Genomic DNA, 20,708 nt, shown 5'->3' with positions numbered 1-20,708 from the left:
TAAATAAAGGATGAGTCATGAAAAGGGGTATTTTTTTATCTGTGGTGATTGCATTGCTGGCCGGATGTAAGGAAGCCCCGCCGCCTGCGCCGGACGGATATTACGTGATTGATAATATTACCGTTACCTATGATAACCCGGCGGATAATGCGCCGGAGAACAGTGACCCGGAAAAAAATGTCAAAGCCGCTATCCGCGACACTATGGTCAGCCTGAAAGACACCACATTCTTCTGGTTTGAGCCGGGCAGAGTCACGGTGGATAACAGCGGCAACCGTTTTGACAGTGATATTCATGGCGATACGTTTGATCTGAATAATATACAGACCACCTGGACATCACCGGACAGCGGGCAGACCGTCTATCTGACCACGGAAAAAGAGGGCGCGTGCGGCTTTTTTAACTGCACTCTGAAAATGACCCTTTCCCGTGCCGATCACACCTCCGAAAAACTGGCAGGCATGAAAGCCGTGTCCGATGTCAGAGCCGCCTCCTATGAAGCGTATCTGGAGACGCAGCGTCAGTTTTATAAAGAAAACGGCTTCCCGCCGGTTCCCGGTGACACCATCAGAATGACAGAAAATATCTCCGTCACTCTGCCGGAAACAATGGCCATCGGCCTGAAAAAGCAGGAGGACGGCGATTATGTCCGCGATATCGGCGGCCTTCATATTGAAAGTGATGATGATAATACGGAGATTTACCGCTTCCGTGATCCGCTCAGTGACGCGGAAGGTATCATTCATCTGGTTAAAGTCCCGAAATACCGCTGGCGTTTTGATGAATGGCTGAATCAGCAAAAAGGTATTGTCTATCAGGAAGATAATGGTGCGGTTTACTACAACCGCTGGGGCAAGCCGGAGTGTACCTATTTCCGTTATGACCAGAAAGAGCGGCGCTATGTGATTATTGTGGCGGAAACAGCGGATCAGATGATGATGCAGCGGATGTACAGTATTGCGCGATCTGCCGGGAAAAACCCACCATCGGAAGCGAAAAGCAATCAATAAATAAAAAAATGCCCGGCGTTGCCGGGCATTTGCATGATGATGAATTATGACTCTTTGGTGCTGATATAGATGTTTTTCACTTCCGTATAGGCATCCAGCATCATTTTATGGGTTTCCCGTCCCAGCCCGGAGTTTTTATAACCCCCGAACGGGGCATGAGCCGGCAGCTCATGGTAGGTATTCACCCACATACGGCCGGTTCTGACCGCTTTCGCCACACGCAGTGCGCGGTTGATATCCTGAGTCCACACCGCACCACCCAGCCCATACTCGGAATCATTGGCCATCGCGACAACCTCATCCTCATCACTGAACGGGATCACCACCAGGACCGGCCCGAAAATTTCTTCGCGGGCAACCCGCATCTGGTTGGTGACATTGGTGATGATGGTCGGCTTCATAAAGAATCCGGCATCCAGCCCGTCACTGGTCAGACGCTCACCGCCGGTCAGGATGGTGGCACCCTCTTTTTTCGCCAGTTCCACATAGCTGAGGATGGTATCGAGTTGTCCCTGACTGACCTGGCTGCCCATCTGGGTATCTTTCGCCATCGGATCTCCGACGTTGACAGATTCAAAACGGGCTTTCAGTTTTTTCAGGAATTCATCGTGAATATCTTTGTGCAGGAACAGGCGTGAACCGGATTCACAGGCCTGACCCTGGTTCATCAGGATCGCGATAGCCGCATATTTGACGGCTTTTTCCATATTGGCATCCGGGAACACGATATTGGCGGATTTACCGCCCAGCTCCAGAGTGGCCGGGATCAGTTTTTTCGCGGCAGCAGCAGCAACAGTGTAACCCACGCTGGTGGAGCCGGTGAACGCCACTTTATCCACATCCGGATGGTCAAGAATCGCCTGGCCGACCACCGAACCGCGACCGGTGACAATGTTAATCACCCCGGCAGGCAGCACATCATTCAGAATACGGCCCAGTTCCAGCAGGGTCAGCGGGGTCAGGCTGGCCGGGTTGATCACCACAGTATCCCCGGCTGCAATGACCGGTGCCAGTTTCCAGGCAGCCATCAGCAGCGGGAAGTTCCACGGGATAATCTGACCGACAACGCCGAGCGGCTCGCGGATCACCAGACTCAGGGTGTTTTCATCCAGCACATCGGCCTGGTCGGAATGGGCACGGATAGCCCCTGCAAAGTAGCGGAAATGGTCAATTGCGGCCGGTAGATCGATGGAAATAGCCTCATTATACGGCTTACCGTTATCGAGGGATTCCAGGGTGGCGAAGCGCTCTTTTTCGGCTTCCAGGCGGTCGGCAATTTTCAGTAACAGCTGCTGACGCTCAGCAGGGGAGGTATGGCGCCAGGTTTCGAAGGTCTTTTTGGCGGCAGCAACCGCAGTGTTAACATCCTGCGCGGTACCGGCCGGATAATCTGCCAGTAATTCACCGGTTGCGGGGTTAAATGTCTGGCTTTTGGCGTGATCACTGCTTTCGACCCACTGGCCGTTAATCAGCATTTTGTAGGATGGCTGAGGACGCAGAGCCTGTTCTATATCTTTCAGTTTAATCATTATCTTCTCCGTTCTGTCCGGGTGACTGATGAGTGCCGGGACGGCCTCATCGGTACAACAAGGCGTAAATACATGAGCGCATAACGACACGTAATTATTAACGTCCTTAAACATTACCATATCAAACTATTAACGTGGCAATGAATTTGGCGATAACTGCAAAAGGCAGCATTAATTACCAAATTTATTTTTTGCTATATTGAATGGAGTTATGGTATACAGTAATCATATTTGATTACATTTGGTGTGGGCGATAAACTGAAAAGAAAACATTGGGATGAAGGATGTTTGAACTTTCAGTAATTAAAGCAGCAGAAAAAGAGATTATGAAGCTGCCCGCAGGACTCAAAGCTGAGATGCTGACCGGGCTTGAAACCTTGCGTAAATACGGCGCATTTCTGAAAGAACCGGTTGTTCGTGACCTTCATCGTGACGGGCTGAAGGAGCTGAGGATCCGTTCTTATGAAGGGTGTGCCAGAGGTGTTTTCTTTTTTTACCGGGGAAACCATATAATTATTGTGCATGTCTTTCAGAAAAAAACGCAGAAAACACCGAAGCAGGTGCTAGAGTTAGCACATGAGAGAATGAAAGAAGTGATAAGGAGGCTGAAATGAGTCGTAATGATGATTATGATTTAGTCCCTTTTGAAGAGCTGAAAAATACATTACTTAAAGATCCTGAAGTTATTGATGCACTGGATGAAATTCAGGCACGAAAAGTATTGCTGAATACATTAAAAGCAGCAAGAAAAGCCCGGAAAATTACCCAGGCTGAAGTGGCTGAAAAAATGGCGACACAAAAACAGAATATTTCCCGCCTGGAAAAAGGGGACTATGACCCGCAACTGGGAACATTGATTCGTTATGCTGACGCCATTGGCGGCCGGTTATATTTTGATTTTCTGCCTGTGGTTTCGGAGCCGGCCTGATAATATCGGTGGTTACTTTGCCGTTATGCCGTCAGCAAAAGCCGCCCGGCAAACAGCAGCAGAACAGTGCCGATCACATTGTCGAACAACCGGCTGTGCGCGAGAAACCGCTCACGGATACGCTGGTGTGAAAACAGAACAGAGACGGCCATAAACCAGGCTGCATTCACGCCGCACATCCACACGCCGTAGAACAGTTTGACCGTCACCGGCGTGGACGGACTGACCAGCGTGGTGAACATAGCCAGGAAAAACAGCATCGCTTTCGGGTTGGTGGCGTTGGTCAGAAACCCCATCCAAAATGCCTTTCCGGCTGTTTGTGCCGGGGGGGGGGATCCGAACTCTCCGGGGTGATAGCGGCACTTGCGCCTTTACTGCGCAGAAACTGAATGCCCAGCCAGATAAGATACGCCGCACCAATGTATTTTGCGGTATCCATCAGCCACGGCGTGGCCTGCATCAGGGCTGTCACACCAGCCAGTGTGTACACCACATGCACAGAAATTCCGGCACCGATGCCGAGCGCCGTCATCAGCCCGGCTTTGCGTCCGTGATAAATACTCTGGCGCAGCGTCACGGCAAAGTCCGGCCCCGGTGAGACAACAATGAAAAAATGGACGAGCGCAAGCGCCAGAAATTCACTCTGGTTGAACAGATTCATTATAACCTCAGCAGATTAACAGGGGCGGCGGGGGGGGGCCGCCGCAGAACGACAGGTTCCGTCAGACGACGTCGTACTGAACGGACAGAACGCCCTTTTTGGTTTTCACCGATTTCAGCACCAGTGTGCCGATTTCACCGAGTGACTGCACATGCGTGCCGCCGCAGGAGTAAGGCTCAAAATCCGCAAACCGGATCTGAAACATACCGTCTTCATCCTGATAGTGATGGCAGGAGTGATCCGCGTCGATCAGCGCCTGACAGTGACGGCGGACATCTTCCGGATCCACGATCACCGGGGAACCGGCAGGAATATATTGGATCCGCCCTTCATCCGGCCAGTGATGCCCTTTGGTCGGTTTCCAGCCGAAAGTTTCCATCACATGAGAAAGCAGGTGCCCGCCGGTATGCAGCCGTGAGTGCAGCTGACGTTTCTCCGCATCGACATTCATCTGAACTTCACCGGGAGCAACCGGGATATCGGTATAATGAATGATACCTTCCGGCATAAAAGCGGTGTGAATCACAGTGGCATCACCGAGCGTGCCGGTGTCACCCGGTTGTCCGCCACCCTGCGGATGGAACAGGGTTTTATCGAGGATAACCGCATAGCGCCCGTCCTCTGCCGGACGGCACTCCAGGACAGTGGCGGTGCCTTGTAAGGCGCGGCTGGTCAGGTAGCATTTTTCTGTCATGGTGATGTGTGCCTCATTATTATTGTGTCGTGTTGTCTGACATTGTATTGCAGGCACTGTCATATGATAATACGGCAAAAATGCAAAGGATTTATTCCCTGTGATCACAAATGAAACCCTCGCATTACTCGAAGAAATGGCGGTATTTGCCAAAGTGGTGGAAACCGGCAGTTTCTCGGAAGCGGCCCGGCAACTGGGCGCTACCCCGTCTGCGATCAGCCGTGCGGTCTCGCGGCTGGAGCGCGCCCTGAATACCCGGTTATTACAGCGTACGACCCGCAAGCTGCGCCTGAATGAGAGCGGCAAGGCGGTATATCAGCACTGCCGGGCGCTGGTCAACTCTGCGGGGGCGGTGATGAGTGCCAGCGGGCAGTTCAGTGAAACACCGTCCGGGCTGGTGCGTCTGGGGGCACCAAAAGCACTGGGTTACTTTATGGTGCATCCGCTTATCAATGAATTCCTCGCAATGAATCCAGGTGTGAATGTGATGCTGCGCCTGGAAGATCGCTATATGGATCTGATTGATGAGGAGATCGATCTTGCCATCCGCATTACCAATGAACCACCGCCGGGACTTATCGGCAAGCGGCTGTTTACGGTCAGCCATATTTTATGTGCCACGCCGCAATACCTGGCGGAACATGGCACGCCGTCTCATCCGCAGGAACTAAAGGATCACAGCTGCCTGTTTCTCAGTGAGGAAGCGGCAGATACCCGCTGGCGTTTTCAGCAGGGGAATAAAGTGGTGTCTGTGAATGTACACGGGCGTTATTCATCAAACCACAGTGGCGTGCGGCTTGGCGGGGTGAAATCACACCTAGGGATCGGCGGGCTGCCGGTATTTACGGCACGTAAATCTCTGGAGAGCGGGGAGATTGTGCAGGTTCTGCCGGACTGGACCTTTAAAACCCGTTACAGCGGGGATGCCTGGCTGCTGTATCCGCCGTCGCGTTATCAGCCGCCGCATATGATGGTGTTGATTGATTATCTGGTGAAAAAACTGCGGACATAAAAAAAGCGCCTTAAAGGCGCTTTTTTTGTATCTGTCTGATAAATCAGAATGCTTTGCTGTATTTTGCAATGATAGCAGCAGCACGGGTCAGATTTGAGAAGAAAGCTTTGATACTTTTCATAATGAACTCCTGCTTTGAATTAGTTGAGTAAGCGTGTTTTGCTTCGATGGGGGTATGATACCAGTTTTGTGATGCGGGTCAACATTAAATTCAACTATTTTTTAATGATTACAAAATCATTTTAATAACAAAAAAGCAGTGAAAAATAGCAAATGTGAACATCACAACCGGGATAAAACAGCGTGTTTCTGCTGGTGGTGATTTACTTAATTGATTTAGCAGCAATTTTTTTGAGAAGCGCTGATGTTGAAAATGTTAGCGGGGCGTTACGCCAGCAGAAAAAGCAGGGATTTTGCCTCTGTTCCGGTCAGTCGCCTCAACTTTTGTTGAAAGCCGGATCGCAGGCAATAAAAAAGCGCCCCGAAGGCGCTTTTCTTAAATCTGTCTGATTAAATCAGAATGCTTTGCTGTATTTTGCAATGATAGCAGCAGCACGGGTCAGATTAGAGAAGAAAGTTTTGATACTTTTCATAATGAACTCCTGCTTTTGAATTAGGTTAGTAAGCGTGTTTTGCTTCGATGGAGGTATGATACCAGTTTTGTGATGTAGGTCAACATTAAATTCAACTATTTTTTAATTATTATAAAATCATTTTAATAACAAAAAAGCAGTGAAAAATAGCAAAAATGAACATCGAAACCGGGATAACACAGTGTGTTTCTGCTGATTGTTGTTTACTGAATTGATTTGGCAGCGATTTTTTTGAGAAGCACTGATGTTGAAAATGTTAGCGGGGCGTTACGCCAGCAGAAGAAGCAGGGATTTTGCCTCTGTTCCGGCCAGTCGCTTCAACTTTTGTTGAAAGCCGGATCGCAGGTAATAAAAAAGCGCCCCGGAGGCGCTTTTCTTAAATCTGTCTGATAAATCAGAATGCTTTGCTGTATTTTGCAATGATAGCAGCAGCACGGGTCAGATTAGAGAAGAAAGTTTTGATACTTTTCATAATGAACTCCTGCTTTTGAATTAGGTTAGTAAGCGTGTTTTGCTTCGATGGAGGTATGATACCAGTTTTGTGATGTGGGTCAACATTAAATTCAACTATTTTTTAATGATTACAAAATCATTTTAATAACAAAAAAGCAGTGAAAAATATCAAAAATGAACATCGTAACTGGGATAAAACAGCGTGTTTCTGCTGGTTGTGATTTATTTAATTGATTTTGAGGGATTTATTCCTGATCTAAAGATGACTGAAATGTTATTGACACGTTACAGCGGCAGAGAAACCGGCTGTTTTGCCTCTGAGGTGGTTATCTGTTTCAACTTTTTTTGAAAGGATCACACGGTGATAAAAAAAGGGGCGGCCGGAGCCACCCAAAACTGTGCATTTAAAGGATGAGACTGTTGTTATTAATTAATGGCGGTTGCGCACTAACTGATAGCGGCGTGTAATGTATTCGACCGGCGCACTCCAGATATGGACCAGACGGCAGAACGGGAAGATCAGGAACAGCGTCATACCCAGCACCAGGTGCATGCGGAAGATAAAGGCAACCCCTTCCAGATGCTCTGATGCGCCCCCCTGAAATGTCACGACAGACTGCGCCCAGCCGACCAGTTTCATCATCTCGCTGCCGTCGGTGTGCTGCGCGGAGAACGGAATGGTACCCAGCCCCAGAATCACCTGGATCACCAGCAGGGTGATGATCAGGATATCGCCGGCAGATGATGTTGCACGGACGCGCGGGTTGGTCAGACGGCGTTTGAGCAGCAGACCGCCGCCGATCAGGGTCATCACCCCGCAGGCACCGCCCGCCACCATCGCCAGCATCTGTTTCTGTGCCACAGTGATAAACGGCTCATACATCCAGTGCGGGGTCAGCATGCCGACGAAATGCCCGAAGAAAATACCGATGATCCCGACATGGAACAGGTTGGAGGCCAGACGCATCCCTTTTTTATCCAGCATCTGACTGGAACCGGTACGCCAGGTGTATTGTCCGTAGTCATAGCGCAGCCAGCTGCCGATGATAAACACCGCGCCCGCGATATACGGATAGATATCAAAGAAAAACGTATTCAGGAAATTCATGGAGTTACTCCTTTCGCCGCAGGGGGAACCGGCGCGTCACCCACCTGAATGTAATTCGGGGCGACACTCTGTGAAAAACGACGCTCATGTTGTGTCAGAACAGAATTGTCACAGCCTTTATCAGCCAGGAATGTCACCTGTTCTTCTTCCCAGACCGCATCCAGTGCAGCCGGGGTGTCATCACGGGCTTCACCGTCCACCTGACGGGTCAGTGCGCTGAGTGTCAGGTCGCTGTCCGCCATTGCCAGCAGCAGGCTGAACAGTTCATGGTAATGACTTTCGCGCTGACGGAGCCGCTCACCGAGCAGAGCGAGGATCGGCGCGATATCTTTCAGTCCCTGACAAGCCTGTTCCGGCGGCATAACAGAGAGATATTCCAGATAAACCGGCAGATAATCCGGCAGTTCGCGACTGCTGAGGGTGATCCCGGCCTGCTCATACTGCTCCAGCAGAGACACCATTGCCTGGCCGCGATCGCGCGATTCACCATACACGTGTTCAAACAGCAGCAGAGAGGTGGCTCTGCCGCGATCAAACAATTCACTGTAGCGCGCCTGGCTGTCGAGCAGCGGCTCTGAGGTCAGTTCAGCGACGAAGTACATCAGTGCGGCAGCCTGAGTCAGGCGCAGTTCGTGCGCCTGTTCAATCTCTGCAATCAGTTCGTCGCGGTGTGCCCAGAGCTCCTCACCCGGGTAATCCAGCAGGCAGCCGATGATTTTTAAGCTGATCATGATGAATGCCTCTCTGAGATTGGCGCATCTGCCGGTGTTTTCTGCGTGATATCAATGGCATCGATACGGCGGCTGTTAAACAGATTAAATTTGGTATCGCTGCCGTGACAGCCGTCACCGAAGCTGAATCCGCAGCCGTTACGCTCAGGAAATGCCTCACGGGCCAGTTCGCGGTGTGATGACGGGATCACAAAGCGATCCTCATAATTGGCGATAGCCAGATAGCGGTACATTTCCTGTGCCTGGGCTTCTGTCAGACCCACTTCTTCCAGCGCACTGATATCGCGGGTTTTATCCACGGTTTCCGCACGTTTGTAGTGACGCATAGCCAGCATCCGTTTCAGGGCACGCAGTACCGGCGCGGTATCCCCGGCGGTCAGCAGGTTGGCTAGGTACTGAACCGGGATGCGCAGACTTTCCACATCCGGCAGTACGCCACTGTGCGGCAGCATACCCGCATCGCTGACAGACTGAATCGGTGACAGAGGCGGCACATACCAGACCATCGGCAGGGTGCGGTATTCCGGGTGCAGCGGCAGAGCGAGTTTCCACTCCATCGCCATTTTGTAGACCGGCGATTTCTGTGCCGCGTCAATCACACTCAGCGGAATGCCGTCTTTCTGCGCCTGGCGGATCACTTCCGGGTCGTTCGGGTCGAGGAAGATCCCGAGCTGACGCTCATACAGATCTTTTTCGTTATCCGCGCTTGCCGCTTCTTCAATGCGATCCGCATCATAGAGCAGCACACCGAGGTAACGGATACGGCCCACGCAGGTTTCCGAACAGACGGTCGGCTGACCGGCTTCGATACGCGGATAGCAGAAAATACATTTCTCGGATTTGCCGCTCTTCCAGTTGAAGTAGATTTTTTTGTACGGGCAGCCGGTCAGGCACATACGCCAGCCGCGGCATTTGTCCTGATCGATAAGGACGATACCGTCTTCCGCACGTTTATAGATCGCACCGCTCGGACAGGTCGCGACACAGGCCGGGTTCAGACAGTGTTCACACAGACGCGGCAGATACATCATAAAAGTCTGCTCAAACTGGCCGTACATCTCTTTCTGCATGTCGGCGAAGTTTTTGTCCGCGCTGCGGCGGCTGAATTCACCGCCGAGGTCATCTTCCCAGTTCGGGCCGTTTTCGATTTTTGTCATGCGCTGACCGGTGATCAGTGAGCGCGGACGGGCGGTCGGCAGATTGCCTTCCGGGGCGTTTTTCAGATGATCATAGTCGTAAGTGAACGGCTCATAATAATCATCCAGCTCCGGCTGGTCGGGGTTGGCGAAGATTTTTGACAGCAGGCCGATTTTGTTACCCATACGCGGCACCAGTTTGCCGCGGATGTTTTTGATCCAGCCGCCTTTCCATTTTTCCTGGTCTTCCCAGTTATGCGGGTAGCCCAGGCCGGGTTTGGTTTCGACGTTATTGAACCACGCGTATTCCACCCCTTCGCGGCTGGTCCAGACGTTTTTACAGGTGACAGAGCAGGTATGGCAACCGATACATTTATCCAGGTTCAATACCATGCCGACTTGGGAACGTATCTTCATTATGCTTTCTCCTGCCCGCTCAGGGTCTGTTGATAACCATCCTGCTCACCGTCGAGCCAGTCCACATTTTTCATTTTGCGGACCACCACAAACTCGTCGCGGTTGGAGCCGACAGTGCCGTAATAGTTAAAGCTGTATGCCAGGTGGCTGTAGCCGCCGATCATATGGGTCGGTTTCGGGCAGACACGGGTGACGGAGTTATGAATACCGCCGCGCATACCGGTCACTTCCGAGCCCGGCAGGTTAATCTGACGCTCCTGGGCGTGATACATAAAGATCATCCCGTCCGGGATACGCTGGCTGACAATCGCACGGGCCGTCAGTGCGCCGTTGCTGTTGAAGGCTTCGATCCAGTCGTTATCCTCAATCCCCAGTGAACGGGCATCGTCCTCACTCAGCCATACTACCGGGCCACCACGGCCGAGGGTCAGCATCAGCTGGTTGTCGCTGTAGGTGGAGTGAATACCCCATTTCTGGTGCGGGGTCAGGAAGTTCAGGGCTTTCTCCGGATAGCCGTTCGGTTTTGCGCCCAGCAGCGGCTGTGCCGCACGGGTATCCACCGGCGGACGGTACACCACCAGTGCCTCACCGAATGCGCGCATCCATTCATGATCCTGATACAACTGCTGACGACCGCTCAGGGTGCGCCACGGGATCATCTCGTGAACGTTGGTGTAACCCGCGTTATAAGAGACATGCTCATCTTCAAGGCCGGACCAGGTCGGGCTGGAGATAATTTTGCGCGGCTGCGCCACGATGTCGCGGAAGCGGATTTTTTCATCTTCTTTATGGATGGCAAGATGGGTATGGTCGCGGCCGGTCACTTTACCGAGCGCATCCCACGCTTTCACCGCCACATGGCCGTTGGTTTCCGGTGCCAGTGACAGCACGACTTCTGCTGCATCAATCGCGGTTTCAATCGCCGGACGACCTTCCGCTGCGCCCTCAGTGCGGGTGCGGTTGAGTTTTTTCAGGAAATCGACTTCTTCCTGCGTATTCCAGCTGATACCTTTACCGCCGTTGCCGAGTTTATCCAGCAGCGGCCCCAGCGAGGTAAAGCGGGCATAGGTGTTCGGATAATCGCGCTCGACCACCATCAGGTGCGGTGCGGTTTTCCCCGGGACCAGGTCACATTCGCCTTTTTTCCAGTCCTTCACATCAAACGGCTGCGCGATTTCGGCAGCGGAGTCATGCTGGATTGGCAGGGTGACAATATCGGTCTCTTTGCCCAGGTGGCCTGGGCAGAGTTCAGAGAAGGATTTGGCGATCCCTTTGTAGATTTCCCAGTCGGTTTTGGATTCCCAGGCCGGATCGACCGCAGCGGTCAGCGGATGAATGAACGGATGCATATCCGAGGTGTTCATATCATCTTTTTCATACCAGGTGGCAGTCGGCAGCACGATATCGGAGAACAGACAGGTGCTGGACATGCGGAAATCGAGTGTCACCACCAGATCCACTTTCCCTTCCGGGGCATTATCCACCCATTCTGCTTCTTCCGGTTTCACGCTGCCCTGTTCGCCGAGATCTTTACCCAGCAGGCCGTTTTCGGTGCCGAGCAGGTATTTCAGCAGATATTCATGGCCTTTACCGGCGGAGCCGAGCAGGTTGGAACGCCAGATAAACAGGTTACGCGGGAAGTTCTGCGGATTGTCCGGCTGTTCCGCCGCAAAGCGGATTGCACCGCTCTTCAGCGCTTCTGCGGTGTAAGCCTGCGGATCCTGACCGGCTTCTTTTGCTCTCGCCGCGATTGTCAGCGGGTTCACGTTCAGCTGCGGTGCGGACGGCAGCCAGCCCATGCGTTCGGCACGGATGTTGAAGTCCAGAAGGCTGCCGCTGAAGCGGGATTTGTCCGCCAGCGGGGAGAGAAGCTCCTGCGGCTGAACAGTTTCATAACGCCACTGGCTTGAGTGGTTATAGAAGAACGAGGTGCTGTTCATATGGCGCGGCGGACGTGACCAGTCCAGCCCGAACGCCAGCGGTAACCAGCCGGTCTGCGGACGCAGTTTTTCCTGGCCCACATAGTGTGACCAGCCGCCGCCGCTCTGGCCGACGCAGCCGCAGAACACCAGCATATTGATGATGCCGCGGTAGGTCATATCCATGTGATACCAGTGGTTGATACCGGCACCGACAATCACCATTGAACGGCCATGGGTTTTCTCGGCGTTATCGGCAAACTCACGGGCAATACGGGAGATGTGATGCTGACTGACGCCGGTCACTTTTTCTGCCCAGGCCGGGGTATAGGCCTTGATTTCGCTGTAATCCGACGCGCAGTTTACATCATTCAGACCACGATCAATACCGTAGTTGGCGAGGGTTAAATCGAAAACACTTGCCACACGGACTTCACTGCCGTCTGCCAGACGTACCACTTTCACCGGCAATTTGTGCATCAGCACTTCATCCAGTGCCACACCTTCGAAGAACTCATTTTCAATGCCGCCGAAATACGGGAAAGCGACATCAGCAACGTCATCGTGCTTATCCAGCAGGCTCAGCTGCATGGTGATCTCATCACCACTCTTGCCGTCACGCGGCTCCAGGTTCCATTTGCGGGATTTGTCCCAGCGGAACCCGATAGAGCCCTGTGGTGCCACCAACTGCTGGCTGTTTTCATCAATGGCGATGGTTTTCCACTCAGCATTTTCTTTCTCGCCGAGAGAATCCACCAGATCAGATGCCCGCAGCATACGGCCCGGCACATAGCCGCCTTCTGCACGCGGATCCAGCATCACCAGCATCGGCATGTCGCTGTAAGTGCGGACATAATTGGTGAAGTATTCCGCCTGACGCTTCGCGTGGAACTCATTGAGGATCACATGGCCCATTGCCAGTGCAACAGCGCTGTCTGTACCCTGTTTCGGGTTGAGCCACTGGTCGCACAGTTTAGCGATTTCAGCATAATCGGGCGTAATTGCGACCGTTTTGGTCCCTTTATAACGGACTTCGGTGAAGAAGTGCGCATCCGGAGTACGGGTCTGCGGGACGTTGGAACCCCAGGCAATCAGATAAGAGGAGTTATACCAGTCTGCGGATTCCGGCACGTCAGTCTGCTCACCCCAGGTTTGCGGGGAGGCAGGCGGTAAGTCGCAGTACCAGTCATAGAAACTCAGGCAGGCACCGCCGATCAGGGATAAATAACGGGCACCGGAGGCATAGGAGACCATCGACATCGCCGGGATTGGCGAGAAGCCGATAATACGGTCAGGGCCGAACTGTTTGGCAGTCACAATATTGGCTGCCGCAATCATTTCATTCACTTCCTGCCAGTCGGAACGGACAAACCCGCCGCGTCCGCGTGCCTGTTTGTAGCTTTTGGCTTTTGCCTCATCATTAATAATGGATGCCCATGCATCGACCGGATCAGCGTGCTGCGCTTTGGCCTCACGCCACAGTTTGATCAGGCGTTTGCGTACCATCGGATATTTTACGCGGTTTGCACTGTACAGATACCAGGAATAGCTGGCACCACGCGGACAACCGCGCGGCTCATGATCCGGCAGATCAGGACGGGTACGCGGGTAGTCCGTCTGCTGCGTCTCCCAGGTCACCAGCCCGTTTTTCACGTAAATCTTCCAGCTGCATGAACCGGTACAGTTCACGCCGTGGGTGGAACGGACAATTTTGTCATGCTGCCAGCGGCTGCGGTAACCATCCTCCCAGTCGCGGTTGACGTTCAGCTCTTGTCCGTGGTCGCCGGAGAAGGTTTCCCCGCGCTGCTTAAAATAACGGAATCTGTCTAAAAACTTGCTCATTCGGTAATCCCCCGATAAGCGCCGGGCGCTCACATTGCTCTGATTATCAGAATTGAATTAATTATTTTTTACGGCCGTATACCAGCCATGTGGTCAGAATGCAGACCACATAAAAGACAACGAACACTTTCATTGCACCGGCAGGCGAGCCGGTCAGTGTCAGTGAAATACCAAAGGCATTCGGGATAAAGAACCCGCCGATAGCGCCGATGGCAGAGATAAAACCGAGTGCGGCAGCACTTTCGGTGATGGCTTCATGCTGGGCTTCTTTTTCGGTACCGCCCTGTGCCAGCACGCGCTCAGTGGTGATTTTGCGGAACACCACCGCAATCATCTGGAAAGTAGAGCCGCTGCCGAGACCGGCGGTGAAAAACAGCACCATAAAGACGCCGAAGAAAGCGGCAAATGAACCGGCATCATTTTTGCCAGGCAGTGTGAAGAACAGCAGGAAGGCGAATACCGCCATGACCACAAAGTTAATAAAGGTCACGCGGATGCCGCCGAATTTATCGGAGAGGAAGCCGCCCAGCGGACGGGCCAGCGCACCCAGTAACGGGCCGAAGAAGGCAAATTTCAGGATAACGATATCCGGGAACTGGGTTTTCGACAGCATGGCAAACCCGGCGGAAAATCCGATAAATGATCCGAACGTGGAGAGATAGAGGAAGCTCAGGATCCACAGATGTTTGCGTTTCAGGACCGGTAACTGCTCTTTTAACGAGGCTTTGTTGGCGGAGAGGTCATTCATCCCCAGCCAGGCTGCGGCGGTAAACAGCAGCAGGAACGGCACCCAGATCCACGCGGCATTCTGTAACCACAGCTCAGAGCCGTCCGGCTGGGGCACACCGGTGCCGCCCATAAAGCTGAACACCCCGAACGTCACAATAAACGGTGCGACCAGCTGCATCACACTCACACCGAGGTTACCCAGTCCGCCGTTGATACCCAGTGCTCCGCCCTGTTTTGCTTTCGGGAAGAAGAAGCTGATATTCCCCATACTGGAGGCAAAGTTTGCCCCGGCAAAGCCGCACAGCAGGGCGATAATCACAAACACCGCATACGGCGTTGACGGGTTCTGCACCGCGAATCCGAGCCATACACACGGCACAATCAGGATCAGGGTACTGAACGCCGTCCAGCGGCGGCCGCCGAAAATCGGGATCACAAAGGAATAAGGAACGCGCAGGAGTGCGCCGGAAACGGACGGCAGCGCGGTCAGCATAAACAGCTGATCGGTGGTAAAGTTAAAGCCGACTTTCGGGAGATTGACGGCAACGGCGCTGAACAGCATCCATACACAGAATGCCAGTAACAGGCAGGGAACGGAGATCCACAGGTTGCGTGATGCAACCCGGTGTCCGCTCTCTGCCCAGAATTTTTCATCTTCCGGGCGCCAGTCGGTAATGACGCCCGCTGATGCCTTGTCTTCGGAGATCTGAGCCATAATACACCTCAAAATTATGCTGAAATTAAAGGCGTTTTACGTGGGTTATAAGGTGCTGATACTGATCTTAATCAAAGGGTGAACCGATTGATTTTTAAGCGCAAAACCGTCATTCTACTTTAGGGGTATGGTTGTTAATCTGATGAAAATACCTAAAATCAAACGGTTAGTATCGGTATGATTAGTGTGGTTTATAATGGCTAATCCCCCGGGGTTTTAAGGGGTACTACTTTAGTGGTAGGTGTTTTTTCAGGGAAATCAGAGAGAATAACCGGTCAGTTCAGAGGAGCATCAGTGCATGCTGAAACACACATCCATTCTCACACAAATCACCGGTTTTATGGTGCTGCTTACCGTTTTTGCGGTGATCGGCATGGGGCTGACCAATCAGATCACCGAAAGTGTGCAGGGCAATGCACATGCGATTAATAAATCCGGTACATTGCGGATGCAGAGCTACCGTTTCTTGTCTGAAATCCCGCTGACCGGGCATTCACAGCAATATCTCAATGATTTTGAATCCGATTTAACCCTGCTTGCCGGGATGAAAGCGGTGAGTCCTGCAAAAATACAACAGCAGTTTCTGGCTATTGAGCAGACCTGGCGGCAGAAGCTGCGCCCGGCGCTGGAAGCAGCAAAACAGCCGGAAGAGGCCCGTGCTCCGGTGGCTGCGTTTGTCGGTCAGATTGACAGCCTGGTGTCTGCCATTGACCATCAGACCGAATCCACCATCCGGCTGGTAGCGGCTATTCAGCTGGTCTTTATCGCACTGATGATTTTGCTGCTGCTGTTGTCGGCACGGCATTTCCGCCGCCGGATACTCAATCCGTGGCAGCGGCTGCTGGCGCAGGCGGATGCGATGGGGCAGGGAAATTTTCAGCCGCGCTTTGCGGATTATGACCACCGCGACGAAATTACCATGATCGGCAATACCCTTAACCGCACAGCAGAGGAGCTGTCTGCGCTCTACGGGGAGCTGGAATCGCGGGTGGCGGTCAAAACACAGGATTTACAGGAAAAAAACCAGATGCTGGCCTTCTTATATAAGAGCGGGCAGCGGCTGAATAACACCAATGACCTGACCACTCAGCTGACGGATATTCTGCGCGATCTGCATCAGATCATGCCGGAAGGCGCACTGTGCCTGCGGATCTTTGAGGATAATAACGCCACCCGTTTTACTGAAATCGGCGATTGTGGCTGTATGCCGTTACAGACACAGGAACAGCTGACCTGGAATCTGAGCGGACCGATTAACCGTTACGGGGTATTGACGCTGCTGTTACCGGCCGGACAGCAGCTGAACAGCGAACAGCAGAATATGATGCAGATGCTGAGCAAACAAATTATCTCTGCTTTTGCGCTGGCGTATCAGCATGAGCAGCAGCAACAGCTGATTCTGATGGATGAGCGCTCAGTGATTGCCCGCGAACTTCACGATTCTATTGCGCAGTCGTTATCCTGTCTGAAAATTCAGATAAGCTATTTACAGATGCATTCCGCGCAGATCCCGGAAAATTGTCAGACACTGCTGACCGAAATGCGCCAGGAAGTGAACGGTGCTTATCATCAGCTGCGTGAGCTTCTGACCACTTTCCGCCTGAAACTGACCGAGCCCGGGCTGCTTGCAGCGTTACAGAGCACACTGGAGGAGTTTGAGCAGCGGATGGGTTACCGAATCGGTTTTGATTTTCAGCTCTCCGGGCGCCAGGTCTCCGCGCACCAGACCATTCATGTGGTGCAGATTGTCCGCGAGGCGCTGAGTAACATCCTCCAGCACGCCAATGCGTCAAGGGCGCAGGTGATATGCCGGTCAGAAGATCAGATGATTTATATCAGCGTGGAAGATAACGGGGAAGGCATCCCGGAACATCCGGAAAAAAATAACCATTACGGGTTATCCATCATGCGGGAACGGGCAGCCACACTGCACGGAACCTGCCGGATAACCACACGGGAACAGGGCGGCACTCAGGTGCTGATAAGCTTTCCCGCGAATACAACTATAAGAATAAATGAAGACGATTCAGGAGCAAAGTAAACAATGACGAACAGAACTGCGGTACCGCTTTCCGCCGGAGAAATTATACTCAGTGATCCGGATGAAGCCGCTGATCCGGCCTCTCCCGCCACGATCCTGCTGATAGACGATCACCCGATGCTGCGTAACGGCGTCAGACAATTAATCAGCATGGAGCCGTCCCTGACGGTGGCCGGTGAAGCGGGGAACGGCCGCGACGGCATTGCGCTGGCGGAATCACTCGATCCGGATCTGATTCTGCTGGATCTGAATATGCCGGACATGAACGGCTTTGAAACCCTGGACATTCTGCGGCGCAAACCGCTCTCCGGCCGGGTGGTGGTATTCAGTGTGTCCAACTACCGGGAAGATCTGATTACGGCACTGCGCCGCGGGGCGGATGGCTATCTGCTCAAGGATATGGAGCCGGAGGAACTGCTGGTGGCACTGCGTCAGGCGGCGGCCGGTAAAATGGTGGTCTCCCCGGCACTGACTGAAGTGCTGGCAGGTGCGCTGCGTGAGGTGCGCAGTGATGATGAGCCGGATATCAACAGCCTTACCCCGCGTGAGCGCGACATACTGAAACTGATCGCTCAGGGACAGCCGAATAAAATGATCGCCCGTAAACTGGATATCACTGAAAGCACGGTAAAAGTGCATGTGAAAAACCTGATGAAAAAGATGAAGGTAAAATCACGGGTGGAAGCAGCGGTATGGGTGCTGCAAAACAAATAGTACCGGTATCCGGCCTCTCTGTATAAAGGAACAGATTATGATTATTGCAGCACACCGCGGCTTTGCCGCCCGCGCCCCGGAAAATACCATGGCAGCATTCCGGCAGGCGGCAGAGTTTGGCTGTCTGTGGATTGAAACCGATGTTCAGCTCAGCGCCGACGGTGTACCGGTGCTGATCCACGATGAAACCGTGAACCGCACCACCAACGGCAGCGGGAAAGTGACGGATCTGACCTTACGTGAACTGCGGGCACTGGATGCCGGGTTATGGGCGGGGGAAGTGTACCGGGGGGAAAAAATTCCGCTGCTGACCGACCTGCTGGCGCTGGCGGAAGAATTTGGATTGCATTTGAACCTGGAACTGAAAACAGAGCTGACAGACAGTGACCATGCGATTGCTCAGCTGTGTGAAGCCACCGCCGCAGTGCTTGAAATGCAGAATTTCCCGGCAGAGCGGATTCTGTTTTCCGGCTTTGATACCCGTACACTGCGCCATATGCATAAACGGATGCCGCACATCCGGCGCGGACAACTCTGGGAAAAAATTCCGTCGCAGCCTCTGGCACTGCTTCAGGAGATTGACGCATTCAGTGTGCATTGCGACTGGCTGTTTCTGCGGGAAGACACGGCAAAATCGCTGAGAAAAGCCGGTTATCAGGTTTTTTGCTATACACCGAATTATCCGGAGCTGGTCGCGCATTATGCGGACTGGGGAGTGGGAATGCTGATAACGGATAACCCGGCAATATACAGGGATGAAAATCGTTTTTCTTAATGCTATCTTGCATCAGTATGACACCGGCTTTTTTTGACAGGCCGGTGTTTTTATTTTTACAGGCAAAAATACAAGTTATTGGAGTTATATTTAATAAATCATAATAAAATTCTTTTTATTATTATCAGATGAACAAAAAGAGGATAAAAACTGTAACAAAGTGATACGGTTTTAATCATGCAGAGAGTTATCTTAAATATCCTTTTTCTGACGTTATCATTACCAGCCCTGTTTGTTTTTATATAATGACCTGAAATTACATGATTATTTTTTCTGTTATTACTCTTTATGGTTACTCACAGATAGATTTTACCAATTGTTCTTAAGGCAACGAAAGAAGAATGATTATTTGCATGACCACTCCGGATTCACTTATTCTTTACCCGATCTGATAGTGGTTATTTATTGGTATTATTTTATTATCAGTGATTTTATTTATGCTGAATAATTGTGATTGAACTCATTTAATTTGTATTTGGCTCAGTAATATCAACTGAAAATAAAAGGCAGTGGCTGGCCTCTTTCCCGGTAAAGGATGCAGTAATTAACAGGGATCGTTACCTTTCCGGTCTGATTCTCCGGTGGATATAGTGCGTAATAACGGGATTGTTATGTTTATTACTGTCGTTAATTATTCCGGATAAACCTAAAAGGAGTTAAATATCCCGGGTAAATCAGGTTTTACTATGTGTGATAATAATATATCTCTATTGAAAGAAGTTGGTTTTTTCTTAAAAAGAAGGCGAAAAAGTCAGGGATTAACAGGATCGGAAGTGGCTGAGAAGCTGAATATCAGCCAGCAGCAGATATCCCGCTATGAACGCGGGCTATCGGTGCTCAGTCCGGATATCATGCTCAGGTATTGTGCGGCGCTGGGAATGACAGAACGTGAGATCAGCGAACTTTTCTCTATTATCAGCATCCATTATCAGTCTGTTATTTCCGGACCGGGCGATACAGAGGACACTGATAATCCGCCATGCTGACTATCCAACGGTTATGACTCTCCCTTTACGCGTGTATTTAATATCACCAACCTTTTTCTGTCTGATGACATCTGAATGCTGTTAATAATATGTTGCATTAACTTTATATCATCAGCAGACAGATGTTTTTATTAAACCTGTAATTTCTCTCTGTAAGCGTTAATTTTATAAATAGGAATGAAAATGATGATTAACAAAAAAGCACTCGTTGTAGCCGGACTTTCACTGGTTATTTCTGCCTGCTCAACATCACCGGCAAAGAAAAATACGGCAGCCGTTAAAAACCCGCCGGTAAAACAGCAAACCCGTTCTGCCACACCGAATGTCACCGGTAATAATGCAGCGCAGGCGTATGTGGGAAGCAAACAAATGGCATCGCAGGGAATTGTTATTGCATCAACCAACAATGCCTGTGTGGACGGATTTAATTTCCTTAAAGGCGTAAACCAGGCGGAATTTAATGATTTTTCGTCAAACTACGGGCGTATTAATCAGAACTATACCTTCTTAAACGTCAATAAAGAAATTATGGATAAAGACTCCCGTGAAGTGTTATCCATGACACTGAATAAAAAACTGGACACTTTATGTACCAAAGTTCAGTACGCCGGTTTCATTGGTGTGAAGGATAAAATAAAAGCACTGTCTGACATTTAATTTTTCTTGGTTTTAATTTTATTTCGGGGATGTATTCATGCCTGCGACTTCGTATTAC

General features: G+C 51.5%; 19 protein-coding genes. 10 read left to right on the top strand and 9 right to left on the bottom strand.

Features of this window, described 5'->3' with window-relative positions:
* Nucleotides 1–17 precede the first annotated feature (17 nt).
* Entirely contained in the window at nucleotides 18–1,010 is a 993-nt protein-coding gene (locus N7387_RS10010; RefSeq protein ID WP_274371198.1) for a hypothetical protein, read from the top strand.
* Between the two features lie 44 nt (nucleotides 1,011–1,054).
* Here the strand turns inward: N7387_RS10010 and N7387_RS10005 are convergent, their stop codons facing one another.
* Nucleotides 1,055–2,539, bottom strand: a complete 1,485-nt coding sequence (locus tag N7387_RS10005) for an aldehyde dehydrogenase family protein (RefSeq protein WP_262883395.1) — start codon at nucleotides 2,537–2,539, stop codon at nucleotides 1,055–1,057.
* Between the two features lie 284 nt (nucleotides 2,540–2,823).
* Between N7387_RS10005 and N7387_RS10000 the strand changes: the two genes are divergently transcribed.
* Nucleotides 2,824–3,153: a type II toxin-antitoxin system RelE/ParE family toxin gene (locus tag N7387_RS10000; protein WP_279798654.1), complete on the top strand. Its 330-nt coding sequence runs from the start codon at nucleotides 2,824–2,826 to the stop codon at nucleotides 3,151–3,153.
* Nucleotides 3,150–3,467, top strand: coding sequence for a helix-turn-helix transcriptional regulator (locus N7387_RS09995; protein ID WP_279798652.1), 318 nt, complete (start codon nucleotides 3,150–3,152; stop codon nucleotides 3,465–3,467). The genes N7387_RS10000 and N7387_RS09995 overlap by 4 nt, the downstream gene beginning before the upstream one ends.
* A 23-nt stretch (nucleotides 3,468–3,490) precedes the next feature.
* Here the strand turns inward: N7387_RS09995 and N7387_RS09990 are convergent, their stop codons facing one another.
* The 3 genes from N7387_RS09990 to N7387_RS09980 form a co-directional block, all read right to left on the bottom strand.
* Nucleotides 3,491–3,763, bottom strand: a complete 273-nt coding sequence (locus N7387_RS09990) for a LysE family transporter (RefSeq protein ID WP_279798651.1) — start codon at nucleotides 3,761–3,763, stop codon at nucleotides 3,491–3,493.
* On the bottom strand, nucleotides 3,751–4,128 hold the full coding sequence (locus tag N7387_RS09985) for a LysE family translocator (RefSeq protein WP_279798649.1): 378 nt from the start codon (nucleotides 4,126–4,128) through the stop codon (nucleotides 3,751–3,753). Before N7387_RS09985 ends, N7387_RS09990 begins: the two co-directional genes overlap by 13 nt.
* Before the next feature lie 61 nt (nucleotides 4,129–4,189).
* The gene (locus N7387_RS09980) at nucleotides 4,190–4,822 is read right to left on the bottom strand and encodes a metal-dependent hydrolase (RefSeq protein WP_279798647.1); all 633 of its coding nucleotides are present in this window, start codon (nucleotides 4,820–4,822) and stop codon (nucleotides 4,190–4,192) included.
* A gap of 100 nt (nucleotides 4,823–4,922) precedes the next feature.
* Between N7387_RS09980 and N7387_RS09975 the strand changes: the two genes are divergently transcribed.
* Both N7387_RS09975 and N7387_RS09970 read left to right on the top strand, forming a co-directional pair.
* The gene (locus N7387_RS09975; protein ID WP_262861386.1) at nucleotides 4,923–5,834 is read left to right on the top strand and encodes a LysR family transcriptional regulator; all 912 of its coding nucleotides are present in this window, start codon (nucleotides 4,923–4,925) and stop codon (nucleotides 5,832–5,834) included.
* A gap of 303 nt (nucleotides 5,835–6,137) precedes the next feature.
* The gene (locus N7387_RS09970; protein ID WP_279798643.1) at nucleotides 6,138–6,344 is read left to right on the top strand and encodes a hypothetical protein; all 207 of its coding nucleotides are present in this window, start codon (nucleotides 6,138–6,140) and stop codon (nucleotides 6,342–6,344) included.
* A gap of 966 nt (nucleotides 6,345–7,310) precedes the next feature.
* Here N7387_RS09970 and narI read toward each other — a convergent pair.
* From narI to N7387_RS09945, 5 genes are all read right to left on the bottom strand, one after another.
* Entirely contained in the window at nucleotides 7,311–7,988 is a 678-nt protein-coding gene (gene narI, locus N7387_RS09965) for a respiratory nitrate reductase subunit gamma (protein WP_279798641.1), read from the bottom strand.
* Nucleotides 7,985–8,719, bottom strand: coding sequence for a nitrate reductase molybdenum cofactor assembly chaperone (gene narJ, locus N7387_RS09960; RefSeq protein WP_262862339.1), 735 nt, complete (start codon nucleotides 8,717–8,719; stop codon nucleotides 7,985–7,987). Before narJ ends, narI begins: the two co-directional genes overlap by 4 nt.
* Nucleotides 8,716–10,272 carry a nitrate reductase subunit beta gene (gene narH, locus N7387_RS09955; RefSeq protein ID WP_004241167.1) on the bottom strand — a complete coding sequence of 519 codons (1,557 nt, stop codon included), beginning with the start codon at nucleotides 10,270–10,272 and terminating at the stop codon, nucleotides 8,716–8,718. The genes narJ and narH overlap by 4 nt, the downstream gene beginning before the upstream one ends.
* Entirely contained in the window at nucleotides 10,272–14,033 is a 3,762-nt protein-coding gene (locus N7387_RS09950; RefSeq protein WP_279798628.1) for a nitrate reductase subunit alpha, read from the bottom strand. The genes narH and N7387_RS09950 overlap by 1 nt, the downstream gene beginning before the upstream one ends.
* A gap of 61 nt (nucleotides 14,034–14,094) precedes the next feature.
* Nucleotides 14,095–15,477, bottom strand: coding sequence for a NarK family nitrate/nitrite MFS transporter (locus N7387_RS09945; protein ID WP_279798626.1), 1,383 nt, complete (start codon nucleotides 15,475–15,477; stop codon nucleotides 14,095–14,097).
* Nucleotides 15,478–15,775: 298 nt separating this feature from the next.
* Between N7387_RS09945 and narX the strand changes: the two genes are divergently transcribed.
* The 5 genes from narX to N7387_RS09920 all read left to right on the top strand — a co-directional run bounded on the left by narX (nucleotide 15,776) and on the right by N7387_RS09920 (nucleotide 20,650).
* On the top strand, nucleotides 15,776–17,518 hold the full coding sequence (gene narX, locus N7387_RS09940; RefSeq protein WP_262861382.1) for a nitrate/nitrite two-component system sensor histidine kinase NarX: 1,743 nt from the start codon (nucleotides 15,776–15,778) through the stop codon (nucleotides 17,516–17,518).
* Nucleotides 17,519–17,521: 3 nt separating this feature from the next.
* The gene (gene narL, locus N7387_RS09935) at nucleotides 17,522–18,232 is read left to right on the top strand and encodes a two-component system response regulator NarL (RefSeq protein ID WP_071997695.1); all 711 of its coding nucleotides are present in this window, start codon (nucleotides 17,522–17,524) and stop codon (nucleotides 18,230–18,232) included.
* A gap of 37 nt (nucleotides 18,233–18,269) precedes the next feature.
* Nucleotides 18,270–19,007 (top strand): glycerophosphodiester phosphodiesterase family protein, encoded by a 738-nt coding sequence (locus tag N7387_RS09930; RefSeq protein WP_279798623.1) that lies wholly within the window; start codon nucleotides 18,270–18,272, stop codon nucleotides 19,005–19,007.
* A 686-nt stretch (nucleotides 19,008–19,693) separates the two neighbouring features.
* Nucleotides 19,694–19,993, top strand: a complete 300-nt coding sequence (locus N7387_RS09925) for a helix-turn-helix transcriptional regulator (protein ID WP_279798622.1) — start codon at nucleotides 19,694–19,696, stop codon at nucleotides 19,991–19,993.
* A gap of 183 nt (nucleotides 19,994–20,176) precedes the next feature.
* On the top strand, nucleotides 20,177–20,650 hold the full coding sequence (locus tag N7387_RS09920; protein ID WP_262861379.1) for a hypothetical protein: 474 nt from the start codon (nucleotides 20,177–20,179) through the stop codon (nucleotides 20,648–20,650).
* Nucleotides 20,651–20,708: the final 58 nt, after the last annotated feature.

It is taken from the genome of Morganella sp. GD04133 (assembly GCF_029835375.1).
Lineage (GTDB): Bacteria > Pseudomonadota > Gammaproteobacteria > Enterobacterales > Enterobacteriaceae > Morganella > Morganella morganii_B.
The sequence above is the reverse complement of the archived record's forward strand: the minus strand, read 5'-3'. Positions and strand labels throughout refer to the sequence as shown.